The sequence below is a fragment of the Microbulbifer sp. ABH2_005 genome, from assembly GCF_056160005.1.
The window spans coordinates 3,978,735-3,998,234 of the sequence record NZ_JBSWWI010000001.1 but is presented as its reverse complement, the minus strand read 5'-3'; the positions used below and the strand labels follow the sequence as shown (position 1 = coordinate 3,998,234).

Sequence of the window (19,500 nt, the reverse complement as noted above, 5' to 3'; positions counted from 1 at the left end):
CCCGGCCCCTGCGAGCGCGTTAGCATAGCCAACAGATATTCAGTTGGTACCCGCTATGACCCAGAACCATCATCCCTATGAAGCCCTCACGCCGGACGTGGTGATTGACTGTGTCGAGAGCAACGGGCTTATTTCTGATGCGCGCATTTTCCCTTTAAACAGCTATGAAAACCGGGTCTACCAGGTGGGTATCGAGGGCGCCGAGCCGCTGATCGCCAAGTTTTACCGACCCGGTCGCTGGACTGATGAACAAATTCTGGAGGAGCATCGCTTCACCCTGGAACTGGCCGAGGCGGAGATTCCAGTGGTGGCACCGCTGGTGTTCGATGGACGTACCTTAATGGAATCAGCGGGCTTTCGCTTTGCCCTGTTTCCCCGCCGCGGTGGTCGCCAGTTGGAGCTGGATAATTTTGAGCACCTGGAACAGGTGGGCACTATGCTCGGGCGCATCCACGCTGTAGGTGGTGCCAAGCCCTTTCTCCATCGCCCGACCCTGACGCTGCAGCACTTCGCGATCGACAGTCGCGAATTTATTCTCGACGGTGATTTTTTACCGAGGGAAAACCGCGAGGCCTACGCCTCGGTCACCGGGCATATCATTGAGCAGATTGCGCCGCTGTTTGAGCGGGATTGGGAGCTGCTGCGCCTGCACGGTGACTGTCACAGTGGCAACTTCCTGTGGCGTGATGAGACGCCCTGGTTTGTGGATCTGGACGACTGCCTGATGGGGCCGGCCATCCAGGATATCTGGATGCTGATCTCCGGTAATCGCGCCGAGCAAACCGCCTACCTGGATGCGGTGATCGAAGGCTACGAAACCTTCTATAGTTTTGATCCCCAGCAGCTGCAGCTGGTGGAGCCACTGCGCTGTTTACGCCAGATGCATCACGCCGCCTGGCTGGCGCGCCGCTGGCAGGACCCGGCTTTTCCCCAGGCATTCCCCTGGTTTAGTACCCCCCGCTATTGGGCGGAACATATACTAGCATTGCGCGAGCAGCAATCGGCACTATTGGAGCCACCTCTGACACTGGGAGCGGTTTGAAATGGAAAAATCCATCCTGAATGCCTCAAGCACCGAGGCAAATTCGGATTTATTGTGGGAGAGAATCCGCATCGAAGTGGCGCAGCAGGTCGAGCGCGAGCCGATTCTGGCCAGCTTCCTGCACGCCACTATTCTCAACCACAGTTCGCTGGAGGCGGCGCTCAGTTTTCATCTGGCCAATAAGCTGGACAACGCGGTGGCACCTGCGCTGCTCATTCGCGAGGTAATCGATGAAGCATTGGCGGCGGACCCCGGCATCGGCCACGCTGCGCGCGCGGATTTGAATGCCACTTACCTGCGCGATTCCGCCTGCAACTCCATGCACGAGCCCTTCCTGTATTTCAAAGGGTTTCACGCCCTGCAGGTGCACCGGGTGGCGCATTGGTTATGGCAGCAACAGCGCCGCTCACTGGCCATGTTTTTACAGCATCGGGTCTCGGTAGTCTTCAGTGTGGATATTCACCCCGCGGCAAAAGTGGGGGAGGGCATTTTGCTGGATCACGCCACCGGTATCGTGATTGGTGAGACCGCGGTGGTGGAGGACAATGTTTCCATTATGCAGTCGGTAACCCTGGGGGGAACCGGTAAGGAGAGTGGCGACCGCCATCCCAAGATTCGCTGTGGGGTTTTGATCGGTGCCGGCAGCAAGGTATTGGGTAATATCGAAGTGGGCGAGTGTGCTCAAGTGGCCTCCGGCAGTGTGGTGTTAAAACCGGTGCCGGCAAAAACCCTGGTGGCCGGTGTACCGGCCAAAGTGGTGGGGCCGGCGACCTGCGCCCAGCCGGCCATGTCTATGGATCAATGCGCGCTTTCGCAAGTGGAAAAGTAGTGACCGCGACCCCGCCTTGGGCGGGGTTTTTCGTTCTTTAGGGAGTTGGATAAACGGAACTATCCTTGTACCCATGAAATACAGTCTCAGCGCCAAAAACCTTGTCTGTCGCAATCTAGAGGCTCACGCCAGTTATTGCGCGGGCCTGCTCAATCCCAATCACACCAAAGAGATCACCGGCATTGTACGCAGTGATACCGGTCTTTTGTCGGGCCGCCTCAACCAGGCGGTTTCCAATACGGTGATGCCGCCGCGCATACTGCAGCGCTTCGCGCTGGATTATTTCGCCGAGCGCCACAGCCCCTTTACTCTGTGGCACAGTGCCTCCAAGCCCCTCGATGACGAGGCACTGGCGCAGCTGGGCTTGCAGCGTAAGCAATCGCAGGTGGCGATGGCCGCAGAGATTGAACGCCTGGCAGTGCAGGGGGCCGCACAGAAAGTGGATGGGTTGGTATTGTCCCCGGTAAAAAAAGAGGCTCTGCCCGAATATGCAGAAGTACAGGCGGCGGAGTGCGGCAGTGCCCTGGAAGCCGCGGAGCTAAAAAAATTTTACACGGCACTGGCGGAGATTCCCGAACAGCGCCGAGCGCGGCTCAGGTTCTTTTTGGCACGGTTGCAGGGTACTCCGGTGGCGGCGGGGTGCCTGTTTGCCTCCGCCGATGCCCTGGGCCTCTACGATCTGGTGACTCTGCAGGAGTACCGGGGGCGTGGGATTGGCCGGGCACTATTTCACCACCTGCTGGAACAGGCCCAGGCCAGCCATCACCGCAGCCTGGTCTCACTGGTGCCGGCGGAGCGCCAGCAGTTGCCACTGGATTGTGGCTTCTTTGCGGTGGGTGAGGTGGCGCGCTATGTCTACACGCCTTGAGCGGGGCTGACTTACAAATTGTCCCAACGATTCAAGAATCAAGCGCGCTCAATAGGAAAGGCGATCACCTCTTCAATCGTTTTATAGCCTCCGGCCAACATCAATAAACGATCTATTCCCAGTGCCACACCGGCGCACTCCGGCATACCCATCCGAAGTGCCTCCACCAATCGCTCCTCATAGGGATAGAGGTTCAGGCCGTGTTTTTGGCGGTAGGTGTGATCTGCCTGGAAGCGGCGCAGCTGCTCCGCGCTATCGGTCAGCTCCCAATAACCGTTGGCCAGCTCCAGTCCGCCAACATAGGCTTCGAAGCGTCGTGCCACCGGAGTACCGCTGTTATCTGGAATTATCTTGGCGAGCGCCGCCTGGTCGGCGGGAAAATCGTACAGGAGCGTAATCCCCTCACCCATGGTGGGTTCCAGGCGGTGGCTCATCAATAAGTCTAAACACTCGCTGCGATCAGCGGGGCTAAAAGCCAGGTCCATCTCTTTTTCGACACAACGAAGTAAGTCACTGTCGCTGGCGCTGTGAGGGTCGAGCTGTAATTCGCGCTGGAACAATTCCCTATAGCTGAGTGACTGCACCTGTTGGATCTTCAGTATTCCAGTGAGTAGGTCAGCCACTTCTTTCATCAGGCGACGATCATCCCAGCCGCAGCGGTACCACTCCAGCATGGTGAATTCCGGGTTGTGGCGGCTACCCGCTTCGCCCTGGCGGAATGCCTTACCCAGGTAGTAGCAGTCACCGAGCCCCGCGGCTAACAGGCGCTTGAGACCAAACTCCGGGCTGGTGGCCAGGTAGGCGTTGTCGCTGCCGCACTGTACGGGGATAGATTCGATATGCGGGTCGCTAGTGGCGCGGCGGGAGAGCACCGGAACTTCGGTTTCCAGCACCTGGTGCTGGGTAAAGAACTGGCGGATTTCAGCCAGTAAAGCGGCGCGATGGCGCAGGGCTTCAATGGTGGCGCTAGGGCGCCAGAGATCAGTGGTCATGGGATGGGCTCAGGCTGTGGGCAGCCGGCGGCCGCCCACTTGAGGAGGGAAATCAGTCTTCTTTGGCGCGGCCCAGGTATTCACCGGTGCGGGTGTCGACCTTGATGGTCTCGCCGATTTCCAGGAACAGGGGCACTTTTACTACGGCGCCGGTCACCAGGGTGGCGGGCTTGGTGCCGCCCTGAGCGGTGTCGCCACGCAGGCCCGGGTCTGTGTCAGTGATTTCCAGGATCACATGGTTGGGCGGGGTAACTGCCAGAGGAGAACCGTTATACAGAGTTACGGTGCACAGGTCTTGTTCTTTCAGCCATTTGGCGGCATCGCCGACCGCATCGGTACTGGCCTGGTGCTGCTCGAAAGTTTCAGGCTCCATAAAGTGGAAGAACTCACCGTCGTTGTAGAGGTATTCCATCTCGCGGTCCATCACGTCCGCGCCTTCCAGGCTTTCGCCGGAGCGGAAGGTACGCTCCCATACTCGGCCGGTTTTCAGGTTTCGCAGTTTGACCCGGTTGAACGCCTGGCCCTTGCCAGGTTTGACGAACTCGTTTTCCACGATAGAGCAGGGATCGCCGTCGAGCATTACCTTGAGGCCGCCCTTGAATTCGTTGGTAGAGTAATTAGCCATAGCAATTAGAGCCCTTATAAGTCATGTATCTCTATGATATTTAACGAGTTTTTCCCGCGCATACAACCGGCCTTGGCCCGGCTCAACCCAGGGAATCCCGTGCGCTTCCGCTAAAACTGGTAGCTGCAAACGACTCGTTCGGCCGCGGCGCAGAGACTTTACCGGCGACCCTGAAATGTTGGGGCGGGATTATACAGGAGGGCGGCGCCCTGAACGACTCCGCGCAGTTTTTTGTAGCGTTGTAACGATCGGTTGCGAAGGGCCTGGCTGGGACCGGGTGCGGTAATGCAACAGTTCGCGGGCATCGGGCCCGCGGACTGGTAAAAAGTGGCGGTGACTGTGTCTCAGCCCAGGGGGTTATCGATGGTGTTATCGATATCCCGCAGCAGACGCCTGGCGTAGTAGGCAAAGGTGGCCTGGCTGCGCTTTTCCTGCAAGATCCAGTCGTGGGCCTCGCGGCCGAGTTCCGGTTTGATGTCCTGAATGGTGCCGGAGGATTCCGCCAGCATTTGCAAATGCGCGGCGCGCTCGCATTGCAGGGCCATGGAGCAGGCCTCTTCTACGGAACGGCAGGCGATGATCAGGCCGTGATGGGCGAGCAGAATCGCGCGCTTGTCACCGATCGCCTCGGCAATGAGTTCGCCCTCATTGTTGCCTACTGGTACACCGGGCCATTCCTTGAGGAAGGCGATATCGTCGTACAACATGCAGGCGTCCATATGGGAGATCTTCAGCGGGCGCTCAAGCATGGACAGGGCGGAAATATGAATTGGGTGAGAATGCACGATGCATTTTACATCCGGGCGTGCGCGGTAAATCCAGGTGTGAAAGCGGTTGGCCGGGTTGGCCATACCCTCTCCGGATATGACTTCCAGATCTTCGTTAACTTCCAGCAGGTTGGACGCGGTAATTTCATCAAACCCCAGCCCCAGGCGTTGGGTGTAATAATTTCCGGGTGTTTCCGCGCGGGCGGTAATTTGCCCGGCTAGTCCGGAGTCGTGTCCGTGGGCAAAGAGAATGCGGCAGGTCAGTGCGAGTTTTTCCCGTAGAGACCAGTCGGGTACACCCAGGTGCTCTTTCATGGATTCGCTGGCGCGCTCAATCAGCTCGCCTTTGTTCATTGATAGTGTTTCAGCCATATTTGACTCCATGACTTACGAAAGGAAGTTTCAGCAGTTGACGCCGATAGGCAGAACTCCCGCATGAAATTCCCATTCCATTGTTTTAATTATTCGCGGTAACAAACGCAGCTACTTCAGTGTTGCGCTCACGTCCCTGTGTTGTGCCCAGCCACAATAATAAATGACTGGGCACACACGGCTTAGGCGGAAACCGCTTGGGGCTGGCTCTGGCTCGAGGTGCGGTAGGCAGTTTCGATGGAGTCGAAGAACTGTTGGCGGGCTTGCACCAGACGGCGCCCCGCGTCGAGCATTACGTCGAGTTGGGAAGCATCTTTGCTGCCGATCTCGACCATAATATCGCGGATGGTTTCCGCGTGGCCGTCATCGCATTCGATGTGCAGCAGGAAGAAAGTTAATTGCTCGTCGGCCACACCGCAGGCGCGGAAGCCGGCTACGATATCGCTGTAGAGGTCCGGCACCAATGCTTCTGCGCCCAGGCAGAGTGCGCCCAGGCCAGAGCTGGCACGCAGGTCGCGGCAGTGCTGGAACATGGTGTCGATCAGGTGCTGGGTGCCGGGCAGAATTTCTGCATTTTCCAGGCTCAGACCAAAATGCTCGAGAGTCTCGCGGTAAATCTCGGCGTGGGGTTTGGGGCTGTCGGGCTCCAGGCCCAGTTCTTCCATCAGGTTTTCAGCCAACTCATGCACTTCTTTATTGCTGGGGAGGTTGGCCATCATCGCACAGAGGTAACGCACGAAGTAGCTGCTGTAGATTCCCTGTTGAACCAGGAAAATTTTCAGCTCTTCCATTGTTATGGAGCCATCGCGGCAGCGCTTGAGGAACGGATGAGCACGGGTCTGCTCAATCAATAAATCTTTATTGGCCTCAAGTAATTCGAGCTGCATTTCCATCGAATTTTTCCTTTTTTGTAATTCCATTTTTATTGGACGGGGGAGATGCCCGGACTTATTTTTTATTGAAATTCGAGTGCACTGATTTCAAGAAGACAAGGTTGTTATCGCTTTGTCTTTGGCTAAATTAACACCCTATTAACCCTGTTGTGAATGGGGGAATTGTGAAGATTTTCCTAAGGAAATTTGTACGGCCAGTAATATTTTTACATTGACGGTTAAATTTTTATTATTGTTGTTTTTAAAATTTTGGAGTGAGCTTTTACTTATGTATATGATGGAGTTACCACTTCGCTTTAAAGTCAAGCGGTGCGCCTTTTCTGATAAGTAAAGAATTATTTTTATTGATTTTTGGGTTATTGGATATTCACTTAGTCATCGATTTTTTTTCATTTTTTATGTGACAAAGTTGAATAATTGCCGAGTAGAAAATACCTGACTTAAGTCCCCTTTTACACACCCAGACATTGCAAGGGTGACCTGGGGCCCGGCTGGAACCGATATTAATTGGCTTATAAACCACTCTGGCGGTGTGGTTTTATTAGTTCTAGCCCGGGATCCGTGTTCCGTGGTTTTCTTCTTTCAGGAGGCTGCTATCAGCCCGGGTGGACCGATTACCCGGAGTGTCTGTGCCTGGGCGAGCTTCTGGTACAATTGCTACTTCTCTAGTGTTGCTCCCCCTTTGTGCGAATTTCTATGGCGAAATCCCCAGCCGTCGACAGCGAATTGATCGACATCCACGAAGCCCGCCGATGGCAGGATGAACTTTCTGACCTGGTCACAGCCCCTGAAGAGTTGATCGAATTACTGCAGCTCGATCCTGAGCAATTGCCCTGGGCGCAACAGGCCAGCGACAAGTTCGCCCTGCGGGTACCGCGTCCGTTTATCCGCCGCATGCGTCTAGCCGATCCGAATGATCCACTCCTGTTGCAGGTATTGCCCGGAGCTGCAGAGCTGGAAGTGGTTGCGGGCTTTAGTGCCGATCCATTGCAGGAAGCTGAGGCGAATCCGTTGCCTGGAGTGGTGCATAAATACCACGGTCGCCTGCTGTTTATCACGGCGGGGCAGTGCGCGGTAAATTGTCGCTACTGTTTCCGCCGGGAATTTCCCTACGGTGATAATCACCTGAATCGCAAACAGTGGTCTGCAGCACTGGAATATGTGCGCGCGCGCAGCGAGTTGCGCGAGGTGATACTGAGCGGTGGCGACCCACTGGTGTTGAACGACCGCCAACTTGGCTGGCTTGCCGGAGAGTTGGCGCAGATCTCACACCTAAACAAATTACGCATCCACAGTCGTGTGCCCATAGTGGCGCCGAGCCGGATTACCGATGAGATGCTGTCCTGGTTCGCTCGATCGCGCCTGAAACCGGTACTGGTTTTGCACTGCAACCATGCCAATGAAATTGATGCTGAGGTGCGCGTGGGTCTGGCTAGGCTACGCAATGCGGGGGTGACTCTGCTAAATCAAGCGGTACTGCTGCGCGGCGTTAACGATAAGTGCGAAACTCTGGAAGCATTGAGTGAAACGCTGTTCGATGCAGGGGTGTTGCCCTATTACCTGCACCAGCTGGATAGGGTCAACGGCGCTGCCCACTTTGAAGTCAGCGATAGCGCGGCAGTGGAAATCATTGAGCAAATGCGCAGGCGCCTGCCGGGTTATTTGGTACCGAAGCTGGTGCGCGAGATACCGGGTGTTGCTTCAAAGTCCCCAATAGAAACTAGCAGCAAGATACCCCAAACCAATTAATAAAAATTCTGGGCGGCAGTGGGTGGGAAAATGGCGCCCAATTGATCTAGGCTAAATATCTATTAGGGCCTATCTATATAGTGGCTGCCGCATTAGTTGTGCCGTACAGGCCCTAGATAAAAAACAGTTGCCGACCCGCTGAGTGATTACTTATTCGCAAATTCATACTTTTGAGTGCGTTTTTTTACAGGGGGAATTGTGTGACTTTGGTCACGCGTACCATCCTGTAGTGCTCTTGTATGCCACCACAGGGGCCCCCTAAACTTACCGCATGGGGTTGCGGTGCGCTGCCCTGAAAAAATAGAGCAAATAATGAATAGCAACGACACTATCCGACTCCTTCTGATTCACGATATGCCCTCAGAGGCACAGCGCCTGGTGAGCATGTTGCACAATGCCGGCAGACCCAACCGCGCCCAGCATGTCGCCAACGAAGCGGTTTTTACCCGCCTGCTGCAAGACAAAACCTGGGACCTGGTAATCGCCTCAGAAAGTAGCACCCAGATTCCACCGGCGGTGGCCCTGCGCACAATCAGTAAACTGCAAAAAGATATCCCGGTGATCCTGCTGAGTGAGCGCACTGGCTCCCAGCCTGTGGTGGAGGGGCTGAAGCTTGGCGCACGGGACGTGGTAACAGTGGATGAGGACCAGCATCTATTGCTGGTGATCCAGCGCGAGATGAGTGCTCTCGCAAACCGCCGCCAGGCACGGATACATGACCGCCGCTATCACGCCACGCTCAAGCGCGCCAAAGAATTGCTCGACAGCTCCAAGGACGCTATCGCTTATGTCTCCGATGGTCTTTTGGTATACGCCAACGATTCATTTGCCGAACGCTTCGGCTATGAAAGTGGTGAGGAGGTCGAATACCAGCCGCTGATCGATATGCTGTCGGAAAGTGAGCAGGAAGGGGCGCGAGAATTTCTTAAGCGCTGCGCCATCGACAACAATGAGGTCGAGGCCAAAGAGTGGCGGTTTACCGCCAGAACAGTGAATGGCGATCCCCTGCCCACCCGTGCCGAGGTGCTCAGCACCACCTATGAGGAAGAGCGCTGCTTACAAGTGCGTATTGCCAGCCGTCGCGGTGATACCGAACAACTGGAAGCCCAGCTCAGCGATATCAAAAACCGCGACCCGCTCACCGGTCTGTTCAATCGCCAGCACTTCTTGCAGCTATTGGACTCCACTATCAAGGCCTCCGCGGATTCGCGCCGCACCGGTGGCTTGATGTTTATTCAGGTGGATCGCTTTGCTGAAGAGGTGCAAAAAGTCGTGGGTGTGGCCGGTGCCGATGCGCTGCAGAAGGCCATGGCCGAACTGTTACAGGGCTGTCAGCGCAGCGGCGATACCCTGGCGCGTTACAGCGACGAGAGTTTCTGCCTGCTGAGCCCCGATACCACGCCGGACAGTATCGAACTGCGCGCCAAAGATATACTCAAGCGGATTGCCGACACTATCTTTGATGCCGCCGGCAAGACCCAGCAGGTGACCGCCTCTATTGGGATTTCGCTGCTGAGCGAGGCTTCCAGTGGCTCCCAGCAGGTGCTGGAACAGGCGCAGACGGCGCATAAGCTGGCCCTCGGTGAAGACGGGCAGGGCGGTGCCTTTGCCCTATATGAGCCGGATACCGAAAATAGTGCCGATGCCGGCACCTACCACCGCGCCCGTGTGGTACAGGCGCTGGAAGCGGGCAGTCTCAAGCTGCTGTACCAGCCGATCCTGAGTCTACAGGGCACCGGCGAGCAGATGTATGAAGTATTGGTGCGCATGCTTGATGAAAAGGAAGAGCTGGCACCGTTGGCTTTTCTGCAGGAGCTGGGCGATGCGGGCCTTTCGGCAAAAATGGATCGCTGGGTGATTCTCACTGCGATCAAGGCCGCGTCCGCCGCCAGGGCCGAGGGCAAAGAAGTGTCGCTGTTGCTGCACCTCACCACCGCCTCGCTACTCGACAACAGCCTGCCGGCCTGGCTGGGGGTGGCTTTCAAAGCTGCCAAACTGGTACCAAGTTCGGTCGTCTTCCAGTTGCGCCAGGAAGATATCACCAGCAATTTACACGCCGCTCGGGATTTCACCACCCAGGTCCAGCAGCTCGGCTGCCGCGTATCTGTTTGCCACTTTGGCACCGGTCTGAATCCATTTAAGGCTTTGGAGCACGTGAAGGTAGATATCGCCAAGATAGATCCGTCATTTGTGCGTGAAGTGCAGGATGAGGGTGAGAGTAGCGATACCCTTGCGGGTTTGGTACAGCGCTTGGGCGAAGCGAACACCAAGGTGATCGTGCCCCATATCGAGCAGGCCAGCATGCTGCCCACTCTGTGGCAAACCGGCACTGATTATATCCAGGGCTATTATGTACAAGCTCCGGCGGAGGAGATGAACTTCGATTTCAGCCTGGATTAAACAGGCTTATTGAAGGGTGGAGAATAACCGCACAGCCCTATGGGCTGTGCGGTTTTTTTATACCTCTTAAACCTTGCAGTGGCTAAACCTTGTAGCGGCTGCGTAGGGCGGCGATGGTATTGCGCGCCAATGTGGCGTAGCCAGGGGCTGGGGCGGGTACATTCTCTGGACCGCTGCTCTCGTTCCAGGCTCGCTGGACATGGTTGGCACCGGCCTTTTGCTTATAGATTCGCGCCAGGCTGGCGTTGTAACTCTTACTGGTGACGGTATCCACGTGATACCAGTGGGCTTTGGTACGGGAGTGGGATACATCCATCAGCAGGTAGCCACGCTGGGTCACATTGACCCATTTCAGATGTGGAATCAAACCGTCCATGGCGATGGCGGCTACATCGGTCAGGTGGGACTTATCCAGGAAGCTGGAGGTTACGCCTGGGGTAACAAACTCACCGCCCAGGGCGCCGCGGCCAGTGAGGCGACCGTATTCGAGGATATTGAAGGGGTTACTGGCCAGGTCCCAGGCCCAGGAGCTGTGGATATCTCCGGTGAGCACCACAAAGTTGTCGATATTGTGATTGCTGATATGGTTGAACAAGCGTTCGCGGGAAGCGGTGTAGCCATCCCATTGGTCCATATTGATCGATAGATCTTTGGCCAGGGTCAGTTGCGCCATCATCACCTGCTGGCCCAGTACCCGCCAGCGCACCCCGTCTGCCTGGGATTGAGTCAGTCCATTGTGCAGCCACTGTTCCTGTTGCGCACCGAGGATACTGCGATCGGGATCATCGGCGGTCTTTTGGTCGAACCAATTGGCCTGCTCATCACGGGCGGCAATCCGCGTATCCAGCATCATCAAATCCATCAGATTGCCGAAGCGGAAACTGCGGTAGATGGCTTTGTCACCAAACAGGTCGAGGAGGCCGTTGTCGCGGATTGGCATCCACTCGAAGTAGACCTGATTTGCCACGGTGCGGCGCACTGCCCAGTCCCCCTCGCCGTCTTGTGGATCGTGGTTTTCCGCACCGCCGGCCCAGGCATTGTTGGTGGTTTCGTGATCGTCCCACACACAGATAAAAGGATGTTGACGGTGCACTTCCTGTAGATCGGGGTCTGAGCGGTATTGGGCGTAACGTTGGCGATAGTCCTGGATATCCACCATTTCCTTGGCTGGAATCGGTTCACGCCCTAGGCCTGTGCCGGTGCCGAAGCCGCCTGGGCCGTATTCATAGATGTAGTCGCCCAAATGCAGCACTACATCCAGATCGGCGCGCAGGGCGATCTCGCGGTAAACATTGAAATAACCCATGGGATAGTTGGAGCAGCTGGTCACAGCGAAGCGCAGGCGCTCAACATGGCCGGTGGGCAGGGTGCGGGTGCGGCCTATGGGTGAATCAATACCGTTGGAGTAGAAGCGGTAATAGTAACTAGTCCCCGCTTGCAGGCCGGAGGCGTCCACTTTGATGGTGTAGTCCACCTCTGGGCCGGTCAGGCCACTGCCACTGTTGACCACCATGGCCATTTCCGGGTCCAGGGCGATCTGCCAGGTGTAGGGCACCATGGACTGGAAGGCGGGGTCATCGGAGGGGGTGATCCGAGTCCAGAGAATAACGCGATCCGCCAGGGGGTCGCCGCTGGCCACGCCGTGCTGGAAGGGTTGCAGTCCGGCACCATAGGCTTTCAACAGTGGCAGGGATGCCAGGCCGGCGCCGGAAAATTGTAGGAACCGCCTCCGGGACAATGACATGGGACTCTCCTTTATGTGCTTGTTTTAGAGGACCCGCAGTCTGAATTCGGAAAGTGAAGGCTTTGTTAATTACTGGGGAGATTTTTTCGATCTCAGCGGGGATTAGTCAGCAAATTCGTCCGCCAGCGCAGAAGTTGAGACATACGTCTATTTTTATCGCCGCGGCGAGTATGATCTTCGGTGGTGGGCTTCGCTCGATGCTGCCCGGGGCCTTCACCCAGCGGGGATCTGCCTTCCTGTCGTTCCGCAAGCGCGCACTCTCGGGTATCCTGTGGCGCAAATTGAAAAGTTGAACCCAGGGAGTAGACCCATGTTGCCCCGTTTACTGTGCACCAGCCTGATCGTCGGCGGCCTCGCCGTAGCCTCAGGTTGTTCCAAGAATGAACCGACCAAGGTCGAAGCCGATAGCGCCAGCGCGCCGGTAAAATCGGCCGCGGTAATTGAGAAGAAAAGCGTTGCAGACAAGGCGCCGCAGTCCGGTGTGGATTATCACTCCTTCGCCAATAGCAATGACTATCAGGTGCAGCACCTGGATCTGGACCTGACTGTCGACTTCTCCCGCAAGGTACTCGAGGGCGAAGCCAAGCTGGACTTCAAGCGCCTCAATGACAAGAACCTGCCAATGGTGCTGGATACCCGCGAGCTGGAAGTGGTTTCCGTTTCTGCCAATGGCGCGCCGGTGAAGTTCTCCATGGGTGAGAAAGACAGCCACCTGGGTACTCCGCTGAATATTGAGCTGCCGAAAGATGCCAACAGCATCACCATACGCTACCGCACAGCACCGGGCGCCTCTGGCGTACAGTGGTTGGAGCCCCAGCAGACCGCTGGCAAGAAGCATCCGTTCCTGTTTACCCAGGCTCAGGCAATTCACGCGCGCAGCTTTATCCCGCTGCAGGATTCCCCGAAAGTTCGTATCACCTACAACGCTACCGTTCGCACCCCGGAAGAACTGCGCGCTGTCATGAGTGCCAACAACGATCCGAAGGCGGCCAAAGATGGCGTCTACGAGTTTGAAATGCCCCAGCGCATTCCCTCCTACCTGATTGCCCTGGCGGTTGGCGATCTGCAGTTCAAGCCCATGGGCGAGCGCACCGGTGTCTACGCCGAGCCCTCTATGCTGGAATCTGCGGCAGCGGAGTTTGCCGACACCGAATCCATGCTGGAAGTGACCGAGAAGGCCTATGGTCCCTACCACTGGGATCGTTACGACCTGCTGATCCTGCCGCCTAGCTTCCCCTTCGGCGGTATGGAAAACCCGCGCCTGAGTTTTATCACCCCGACGGTAATTGCCGGCGACAAGAGCCTGGTGGCCCTGATCGCCCACGAACTGGCGCACTCCTGGTCCGGCAACCTGGTGACCAACGCCAGCTGGCGCGACCTGTGGCTGAACGAAGGCTTCACCACCTACCTGACCAACCGCATTATGCAATTTGTCTACGGCGACGAGCGCTACCAGATGGAAATGGCCCTGGGCTATGATGATCTGCAAGCGGACCTGGCCGACAAAGAGCCCCGCGATGAGATTATGGCGATCGACCTGCGCGGCCGCGATCCCGATGAAGTCTTCTCCAACATCCCCTACGAGAAAGGCTCCCTGTTCCTGTACGAGCTGGAGCAGAAAGTGGGCCGTGAAGCGTTCGACCGCTTCCTGATGGAGTACTTTAACCACTTCTCCTTCCAGAGCATCACCACCGAGGACTTCGTAAAGTACCTCGACAAGACCTTGCTGGTTGAGCATGCTGACAAGCTGGACCGCGAGCGCATTCACCAGTGGATCTTCGAGCCGGGGATCCCCGAAGGTGCGCCACATCCGCAGTCCGATGCCTTCAGCAAGTTAGACCCGGTGCGCCAGCAGTGGTTGGACGGCAAACTGGCGGCGAAGGATATCGACACCAAGGGCTGGACCTTCCACCAGTGGAAGTACTTCCTCGACGGTATGCCGGAAAAGCTGACGGAAACGCAGTTGAAGGAACTGGACAGCGCCTTTGGCTTGACTCAATCCCGCAATAATGAAGTGGCCTTCAGCTGGCTGATGATTGCCGTGCGCAATGATTACGAGCCGGCCTTCGATCGCCTGGAAAACTTCCTCACCAGTATTGGCCGTAACAAATTCCTGCGCCCGCTGTATCGCAATATGGTGGAGACCGGAAAACAGGATGTGGCCGCGCGTATTTTTGAGCGCGCCAAGTCGGGTTACCACCCGTTAACAGTAAAAGTGAACAGCTTGGTAATTTACGGTAAGAAAGAAGGCTAAAACCTCTGCTCAACTCCGGTGCCCTGTGCCGGAGTTCTAGCATTCTGTGGGGAGCAATCGAGCCGATGCAAGGTCGGCTGTTTTAGGCGTAACTCCCCATTCTCACCTCAGCGTTTTCTGCAAATTTTGTGCGGTTAAATTCTGCCTGAAATGTGAGCTGTCACCGTGCTTTTGGGCGGAGTCCGAGCCGGAAAAGAGCCGATGTAATCCCCTGTGTAGCAAACTTCATCCATCTGGTACGAATTAATAATTTTTGCGCCAATTTTCTGGCATAAAAATCATTAAATTGCTGTTCAAATCGGGACCCTTTGCGTAATCTGCTGCTCGAATAAAATTCCAATTAGGCAAAGGGAGGTACCTATGTACAAGCGGATTTTATGGTTGGTTATTCTCGGCCTTTTTATCGTAGGTTGTGAATATGAGCCCGGTGCCTGTTCAGATAACAACAAGCCGCGTTCTTTTCCCTTCCCTCATGCGATGATATGACCTGTTTGGGGCGCCTCTAAGGCTGCCCCAATTCGGCTATTTGTCGGTCGTTGAGACCAAATAGGTACAGCGCTGCATCGAGCCCGAATAGGGTGATGGCCTGTGGTGCCTCTCTGCGGACTTTGGGTTTTGGATGGATGGCAATACCCAGGGCGCCCAGGTTCAACATGGGGATATCATTGGCGCCGTCCCCTACGGCAACCACTTGCTCCAGCGACAGCCCCATATCCTTTGCAGTTTCCTCCAGCAATAACCGCTTGCGCATGCCGTCCACGATGGGTTCTATTACTTCACCGGTGAGTACGCCCTCGGTGAATTCCAGTTCATTGGCGTGTATCAGGTCAACGGCAAGGCGTTCTTTCTGTAGGAAGTTGGCGAAGTAGGTGAATCCGCCGGATAAAATGACCGTCTTGCAGCCGAGTTTGCGCAGGCAGTGCAACAGGTTTTGTGCCCCTTCTTTTAGCGGCAGTTGCCTGGCGATTTCTGCTAGGCCCTGCTCGGAAAACCCCTTGAGTAATGCCATGCGTTTTTTGAAGCTGTCGCGGAAATCCAGCTCACCGCGCATGGCGGCCGCGGTGATGGCCGCCACCTGGTCGCCGACTCCGGTAATCTTGGCCAGCTCGTCGATGACCTCGGCATCGATCAGGGTGGAATCCATATCGAAGCCAGCCAGCGCCGGTACTCTCTGACTGCTGCCTTCCTGCAAAACCAGATCGGCTCCGACTTCCTCGGCCAGTTGCAGGCAGGCAAATCGCGCAGGGGAGAACTCCAGTTCAGCGCTGAACTGGAAGCGGATTACCGTGCACTCGTGCCGGTGGGCTAGAGTGTCGATGGCATCAATGTGCCATTGTTGCTCGGCACAAAAATCCAGCAGGCGCTGTAGTTGTGACAGGGTGGCTGCTGGGCTGAGGAAGGTCAGGCACCAGGGAGATTGCACAGCCGATGGTGCGGCACTGGGTAAGCTCAATTCGCAACTGGCGGTGCCCGAAAAAGGTACTGCTTCGTCGTATTCCAACCCCAGCTGGGCGTGCTTGCCGCTCTTGCCGCTATAGGTGAGGTAACGGACAGAGCAGTCCAGGGGTGACTGGGTAATTTGTGCCAGGGGCAGATGAAATTCTTGTGCTCTAGTTTCGACGCCCATGGCGAAGCTCCCCAATTTATTCAATAAGTGACGCATTATAGCTCTAGCCGGAATCTTCGCTAAAATCTGCACGCAGGATCTGCCTCGCTTATTTGTGACAAATAAAAAACTCCCTGTGGAACTATTTTGTTGCCGGATCGACCAACGGCACAGGAAATTACACTGCGCACTATTGGCTCTTTGTGAGGATAAAATCGCGCCAGGGCCCTTGGCCGCGGAGAGTTCCAAAGACGCCAGCAGGTCCACGCATCTGCGCCAGTGTTTGTTGACGACGTCTTTATCCGTCAGGATGACGGATAAAGACGCATGGATAAGAAGCTCAAGATAAAAAGAAACAAGGCGAGGTATTAAGGCCGCGTGATGTCTGTATCGATGATTTCCTTTTTGCGCAGACTGCCAGAGCAGTTTGCACATTTATCCAAGCGCGTCCGCCAGCGCCTGTTGGCGGCGGCAATCTGGTTGATCCTAGCTCTGTTTTGCAGCGTGGCTCTCGGTCACTACTATGGGCAGCGCCATGCCGATGCCGTGGAGAAAGACCGCGCTTCGGCGCAGGCGGCAGCGAGTTTTCTTGCCGGGCAAAGCCTGGAGCGTATCGTCGCCGACGATCGTATCAGTATGCAACTGCTGGCCCGGCAGCTGTTGGAGTTGCCTGCCATCAGTGGTGTTGCCGTTGAGGATGTGGAATCGAACAGTTTGGCGGAAGTCGGCGATCTAGAGAATGGCGAGACCATTAGCGTGCCGGTAGTGCTGCACGACAGTATCGCCGGCAATGTAACCGTTGCCCTGGTCCCCGGCGAGGATGTCACTTTCCCCTGGGCCAGCCTGCTGCTGACACTGGTTTTTGCATTGCCGTTTAGTGCAGTGGCGGCATTGATGGTGGGGGGCTTTTCCGCACCGCGCAGTTTGCCAGCTGAAGAACCTCTTTCATCTGCCGATCTTTCCGAACAAAAACAGGACGCCATTGGTTTGTACCTGCGTCCATTGAACTGGGCCCAGTTGACCAACCAACTGAGCCGCAGCGCGCTCGAAGGAATCCAGCGGGAGTTGGATGGGCGTATGCAGTTACTGCGCCGGATCTATGGCGCCCATCCACTGAGTTGCGCCGGGCCGCAGATTGGCTTGGGATTTTCCGGCGCCGATGCGGCATTTCGCGCGGTCTGCTGTGGTTTGTTACTGCGGGAGATGCAGAGCGTCAGCCGGGCCACCGGCCTGAAGCTGGCCCTGGCGGTGGCCCCCTGTGAGCCCAACACGCCGGACTTTTCTGCCGAGCAATTACTCAATCAATCGCGCGGTTTGTTCCTGCATCCGGAGCTGCTGGAAGATACCTCTTTGGCCGGGCGCATTGAGCATCACGGCGCCGGCTGGTCCCTGGAAATTACGGGTCTGACACCCTCCTACCAAAAGTTGCTCGACAACCAGCTGCAGCAGCTACTGGGCGCCTGATCCCTCACTTCCGATGACTGCGACGGGTTAATGACTGAATAGCCCCTCGCAGTTATTTTTTGGCGTTTGCTTTACGTTTACGTCAACGTAAACTCTTGATAGGCTCTGTTGCGTCTCGAGGAAGTACTTATGAAAGCCAAAGCCAGCATCGTAGAGTCCCAGAGTTACAGTATTTCGGAGCTGGCGCGGGAGTTTGAGATAACTACCCGCGCCATCCGTTTCTATGAGGACAAGGGCCTGCTCAAACCGGAGCGGCATGGTCAGACCCGTGTCTACAGCCCCGAGGAACGGGTGCGCTTAAAGCTGATTTTACGCGGCAAGCGTCTGGGTTTTTCCCTCGATGAGAGCCGCGAGATTATCGATATGTACGATCCTGCTCACGGCAACGTGGAGCAGTTGCAGCGCCTGTTGGAGCGTATAGCGCAGAAGCGGGCACAGTTGCAGCAGCAGCTGCGGGATATTGAGAGCCTGATGGGGGAACTCGGTGAAGCCGAGGCCCGTGCGCAAGCGGCTTTGATAAAGAGCCGCAACGAGGAAAGCCCCTAGTTCACCGGTTAAAAATTTCAACAGGCGCTTGCGAAAGCCTGTGACCCGCAGAGGTTTAGCGTGTCACCTGATGTATCGAGTGGTTGCAGGTGCCGCCAGTTTAAAAGACTTTTCTAATAATTATTGGAGCCATTATGAATACCTCCTATCCAACCCTGAATTTCGGCCTCGGTGAAGACATCGATATGCTCCGCGACATGGTCTACAAGTTCTGCCAGGCGGAGCTGGCCCCGCGCGCGGCGCAGATCGATGAAGACAACCTGTTCCCCGCCGATATGTGGAAAAAATTCGGTGAGCTGGGCCTTCTGGGTATGACCGTGGAAGAGGAGTTCGGCGGTTCCAATATGGGTTACCTGGCGCACGCTGTGGCGATGGAAGAAATCTCCCGCGCCTCCGCTTCTGTGGGCTTGTCCTACGGTGCCCACTCCAACCTGTGTGTAAACCAAATTCGCAAAAATGGTACTCGCGAGCAAAAGCTCAAGTACCTGCCCAAGCTGTGCTCCGGTGAACATGTAGGCGCCTTGGCTATGAGTGAACCGAATTCCGGTTCCGACGTAGTGAGCCTGCAACTGCGCGCGGAAAAGCGCGGCGATCGCTTTGTTTTGAACGGCAATAAAATGTGGATCACCAACGGCCCCGATGCCGACACCTATGTGATTTACGCGCGCACCGAGCCGGGTATCAGCTCCGGCGGTATTACCGCATTTATCGTTGAGCGCGGTTTTGCCGGCTTCTCCCAGGCGCAGAAACTCGACAAGCTGGGCATGCGCGGTTCCAACACCTGTGAGCTGGTGTTCGAAGACTGTGAAGTGCCGGAAGAAAATATTCTCGGTGAATTGAACGGCGGCGTACGTGTTTTGATGAGCGGTCTCGACTATGAGCGCACCATTCTCTCCGGTGGCCCTGTCGGTATTATGCAGGCCTGCCTGGATGTGGTGGTTCCCTATATTCACGAGCGCAAGCAGTTCGGCAAGGCCATCGGCGAATTCCAGCTGATGCAGGGCAAGATCGCCGATATGTATGCCGACCTGAATGCCAGCCGCGCTTACCTCTACGCCGTGGCGCGTGCCTGTGATCGCGGTGAGGACTCGCGCAAGGACGCCGCCGCAGTAATCCTGTTTACTGCCGAGCGCGCAACCCAGATGGCCCTGCAGGCTATCCAGACTCTGGGCGGCAATGGCTACATCAACGAGTACGCCACCGGCCGCCTGCTGCGCGATGCCAAGCTCTACGAAATCGGCGCGGGCACTTCTGAGGTGCGCCGTATGTTGATTGGTCGTGAGCTGTTTAACGAGACCCGCTAAGGCTGGGCATTTCTTCTCGCTGCCGACGCCTGTCGGCGGCAGCTG

At 56.3% G+C, this 19,500-nt stretch carries 15 protein-coding genes; 9 read left to right on the top strand and 6 right to left on the bottom strand.

Features of this window, described 5'->3' with window-relative positions; translation table 11 throughout:
- The first annotated feature begins 55 nt into the window (after positions 1-55).
- From ACXAFI_RS17340 to ACXAFI_RS17330, 3 genes are all read left to right on the top strand, one after another.
- Positions 56-1,042 (top strand): serine/threonine protein kinase, encoded by a 987-nt coding sequence (locus ACXAFI_RS17340; RefSeq protein WP_475109759.1) that lies wholly within the window; start codon positions 56-58, stop codon positions 1,040-1,042.
- A gap of 1 nt (position 1,043) precedes the next feature.
- Positions 1,044-1,871, top strand: coding sequence for a serine O-acetyltransferase (gene cysE, locus ACXAFI_RS17335; protein ID WP_475109758.1), 828 nt, complete (start codon positions 1,044-1,046; stop codon positions 1,869-1,871).
- 73 nt (positions 1,872-1,944) lie between these two features.
- Positions 1,945-2,739 carry a GNAT family N-acetyltransferase gene (locus ACXAFI_RS17330; RefSeq protein WP_475109757.1) on the top strand — a complete coding sequence of 265 codons (795 nt, stop codon included), beginning with the start codon at positions 1,945-1,947 and terminating at the stop codon, positions 2,737-2,739.
- Between the two features lie 38 nt (positions 2,740-2,777).
- Here the strand turns inward: ACXAFI_RS17330 and epmA are convergent, their stop codons facing one another.
- The 4 genes from epmA to ACXAFI_RS17310 form a co-directional block, all read right to left on the bottom strand.
- The gene (epmA, locus tag ACXAFI_RS17325) at positions 2,778-3,731 is read right to left on the bottom strand and encodes an EF-P lysine aminoacylase EpmA (protein WP_475109756.1); all 954 of its coding nucleotides are present in this window, start codon (positions 3,729-3,731) and stop codon (positions 2,778-2,780) included.
- A 52-nt stretch (positions 3,732-3,783) separates the two neighbouring features.
- A complete protein-coding gene (gene efp / locus ACXAFI_RS17320) occupies positions 3,784-4,356 on the bottom strand; it encodes an elongation factor P (RefSeq protein WP_152450854.1) in 573 nt (190 codons plus the stop codon).
- Between the two features lie 344 nt (positions 4,357-4,700).
- Positions 4,701-5,495 (bottom strand): aldolase, encoded by a 795-nt coding sequence (locus ACXAFI_RS17315; protein ID WP_152450856.1) that lies wholly within the window; start codon positions 5,493-5,495, stop codon positions 4,701-4,703.
- A gap of 182 nt (positions 5,496-5,677) precedes the next feature.
- Positions 5,678-6,388: a TenA family transcriptional regulator gene (locus ACXAFI_RS17310; RefSeq protein ID WP_152450858.1), complete on the bottom strand. Its 711-nt coding sequence runs from the start codon at positions 6,386-6,388 to the stop codon at positions 5,678-5,680.
- 696 nt (positions 6,389-7,084) lie between these two features.
- On the opposite strand from ACXAFI_RS17310, the gene epmB reads away from it, so the two are divergent.
- Both epmB and ACXAFI_RS17300 read left to right on the top strand, forming a co-directional pair.
- Positions 7,085-8,137: an EF-P beta-lysylation protein EpmB gene (gene epmB / locus ACXAFI_RS17305; RefSeq protein WP_475109755.1), complete on the top strand. Its 1,053-nt coding sequence runs from the start codon at positions 7,085-7,087 to the stop codon at positions 8,135-8,137.
- A 312-nt stretch (positions 8,138-8,449) separates the two neighbouring features.
- Entirely contained in the window at positions 8,450-10,537 is a 2,088-nt protein-coding gene (locus ACXAFI_RS17300; protein ID WP_475109754.1) for a GGDEF/EAL domain-containing response regulator, read from the top strand.
- Between the two features lie 82 nt (positions 10,538-10,619).
- Here the strand turns inward: ACXAFI_RS17300 and ACXAFI_RS17295 are convergent, their stop codons facing one another.
- The gene (locus ACXAFI_RS17295) at positions 10,620-12,281 is read right to left on the bottom strand and encodes an alkaline phosphatase D family protein (protein ID WP_475109753.1); all 1,662 of its coding nucleotides are present in this window, start codon (positions 12,279-12,281) and stop codon (positions 10,620-10,622) included.
- Positions 12,282-12,591: 310 nt separating this feature from the next.
- Here ACXAFI_RS17295 and ACXAFI_RS17290 point away from each other — a divergent pair, with 310 nt between their 5' ends.
- Positions 12,592-14,535 carry a M1 family metallopeptidase gene (locus tag ACXAFI_RS17290; protein WP_475109752.1) on the top strand — a complete coding sequence of 648 codons (1,944 nt, stop codon included), beginning with the start codon at positions 12,592-12,594 and terminating at the stop codon, positions 14,533-14,535.
- Positions 14,536-15,037: 502 nt separating this feature from the next.
- Here the strand turns inward: ACXAFI_RS17290 and serB are convergent.
- Positions 15,038-16,162 carry a phosphoserine phosphatase SerB gene (serB, locus tag ACXAFI_RS17285; RefSeq protein ID WP_475109751.1) on the bottom strand — a complete coding sequence of 375 codons (1,125 nt, stop codon included), beginning with the start codon at positions 16,160-16,162 and terminating at the stop codon, positions 15,038-15,040.
- A 384-nt stretch (positions 16,163-16,546) separates the two neighbouring features.
- Between serB and ACXAFI_RS17280 the strand changes: the two genes are divergently transcribed.
- From ACXAFI_RS17280 to ACXAFI_RS17270, 3 genes are all read left to right on the top strand, one after another.
- Positions 16,547-17,605, top strand: a complete 1,059-nt coding sequence (locus tag ACXAFI_RS17280) for a hypothetical protein (protein WP_475109750.1) — start codon at positions 16,547-16,549, stop codon at positions 17,603-17,605.
- Positions 17,606-17,734: 129 nt separating this feature from the next.
- On the top strand, positions 17,735-18,151 hold the full coding sequence (locus tag ACXAFI_RS17275; protein WP_475109749.1) for a MerR family transcriptional regulator: 417 nt from the start codon (positions 17,735-17,737) through the stop codon (positions 18,149-18,151).
- A gap of 134 nt (positions 18,152-18,285) precedes the next feature.
- Complete coding sequence (locus ACXAFI_RS17270) at positions 18,286-19,455, top strand: isovaleryl-CoA dehydrogenase (RefSeq protein ID WP_444908564.1); 1,170 nt, start codon at positions 18,286-18,288, stop codon at positions 19,453-19,455.
- Positions 19,456-19,500 lie beyond the last annotated feature (45 nt).

Coding starts and splice junctions, on each gene's coding strand:
- ACXAFI_RS17340 (WP_475109759.1), top strand. CDS start 56: ATGACCCAGAACCATCATCCCTATGAAGCCCTCACGCCGGACGTGGTG.
- cysE (WP_475109758.1), top strand. CDS start 1,044: ATGGAAAAATCCATCCTGAATGCCTCAAGCACCGAGGCAAATTCGGAT.
- ACXAFI_RS17330 (WP_475109757.1), top strand. CDS start 1,945: ATGAAATACAGTCTCAGCGCCAAAAACCTTGTCTGTCGCAATCTAGAG.
- epmA (WP_475109756.1), bottom strand. CDS start 3,731: ATGACCACTGATCTCTGGCGCCCTAGCGCCACCATTGAAGCCCTGCGC.
- efp (WP_152450854.1), bottom strand. CDS start 4,356: ATGGCTAATTACTCTACCAACGAATTCAAGGGCGGCCTCAAGGTAATG.
- ACXAFI_RS17315 (WP_152450856.1), bottom strand. CDS start 5,495: ATGGCTGAAACACTATCAATGAACAAAGGCGAGCTGATTGAGCGCGCC.
- ACXAFI_RS17310 (WP_152450858.1), bottom strand. CDS start 6,388: ATGGAAATGCAGCTCGAATTACTTGAGGCCAATAAAGATTTATTGATT.
- epmB (WP_475109755.1), top strand. CDS start 7,085: ATGGCGAAATCCCCAGCCGTCGACAGCGAATTGATCGACATCCACGAA.
- ACXAFI_RS17300 (WP_475109754.1), top strand. CDS start 8,450: ATGAATAGCAACGACACTATCCGACTCCTTCTGATTCACGATATGCCC.
- ACXAFI_RS17295 (WP_475109753.1), bottom strand. CDS start 12,281: ATGTCATTGTCCCGGAGGCGGTTCCTACAATTTTCCGGCGCCGGCCTG.
- ACXAFI_RS17290 (WP_475109752.1), top strand. CDS start 12,592: ATGTTGCCCCGTTTACTGTGCACCAGCCTGATCGTCGGCGGCCTCGCC.
- serB (WP_475109751.1), bottom strand. CDS start 16,162: ATGGGCGTCGAAACTAGAGCACAAGAATTTCATCTGCCCCTGGCACAA.
- ACXAFI_RS17275 (WP_475109749.1), top strand. CDS start 17,735: ATGAAAGCCAAAGCCAGCATCGTAGAGTCCCAGAGTTACAGTATTTCG.
- ACXAFI_RS17270 (WP_444908564.1), top strand. CDS start 18,286: ATGAATACCTCCTATCCAACCCTGAATTTCGGCCTCGGTGAAGACATC.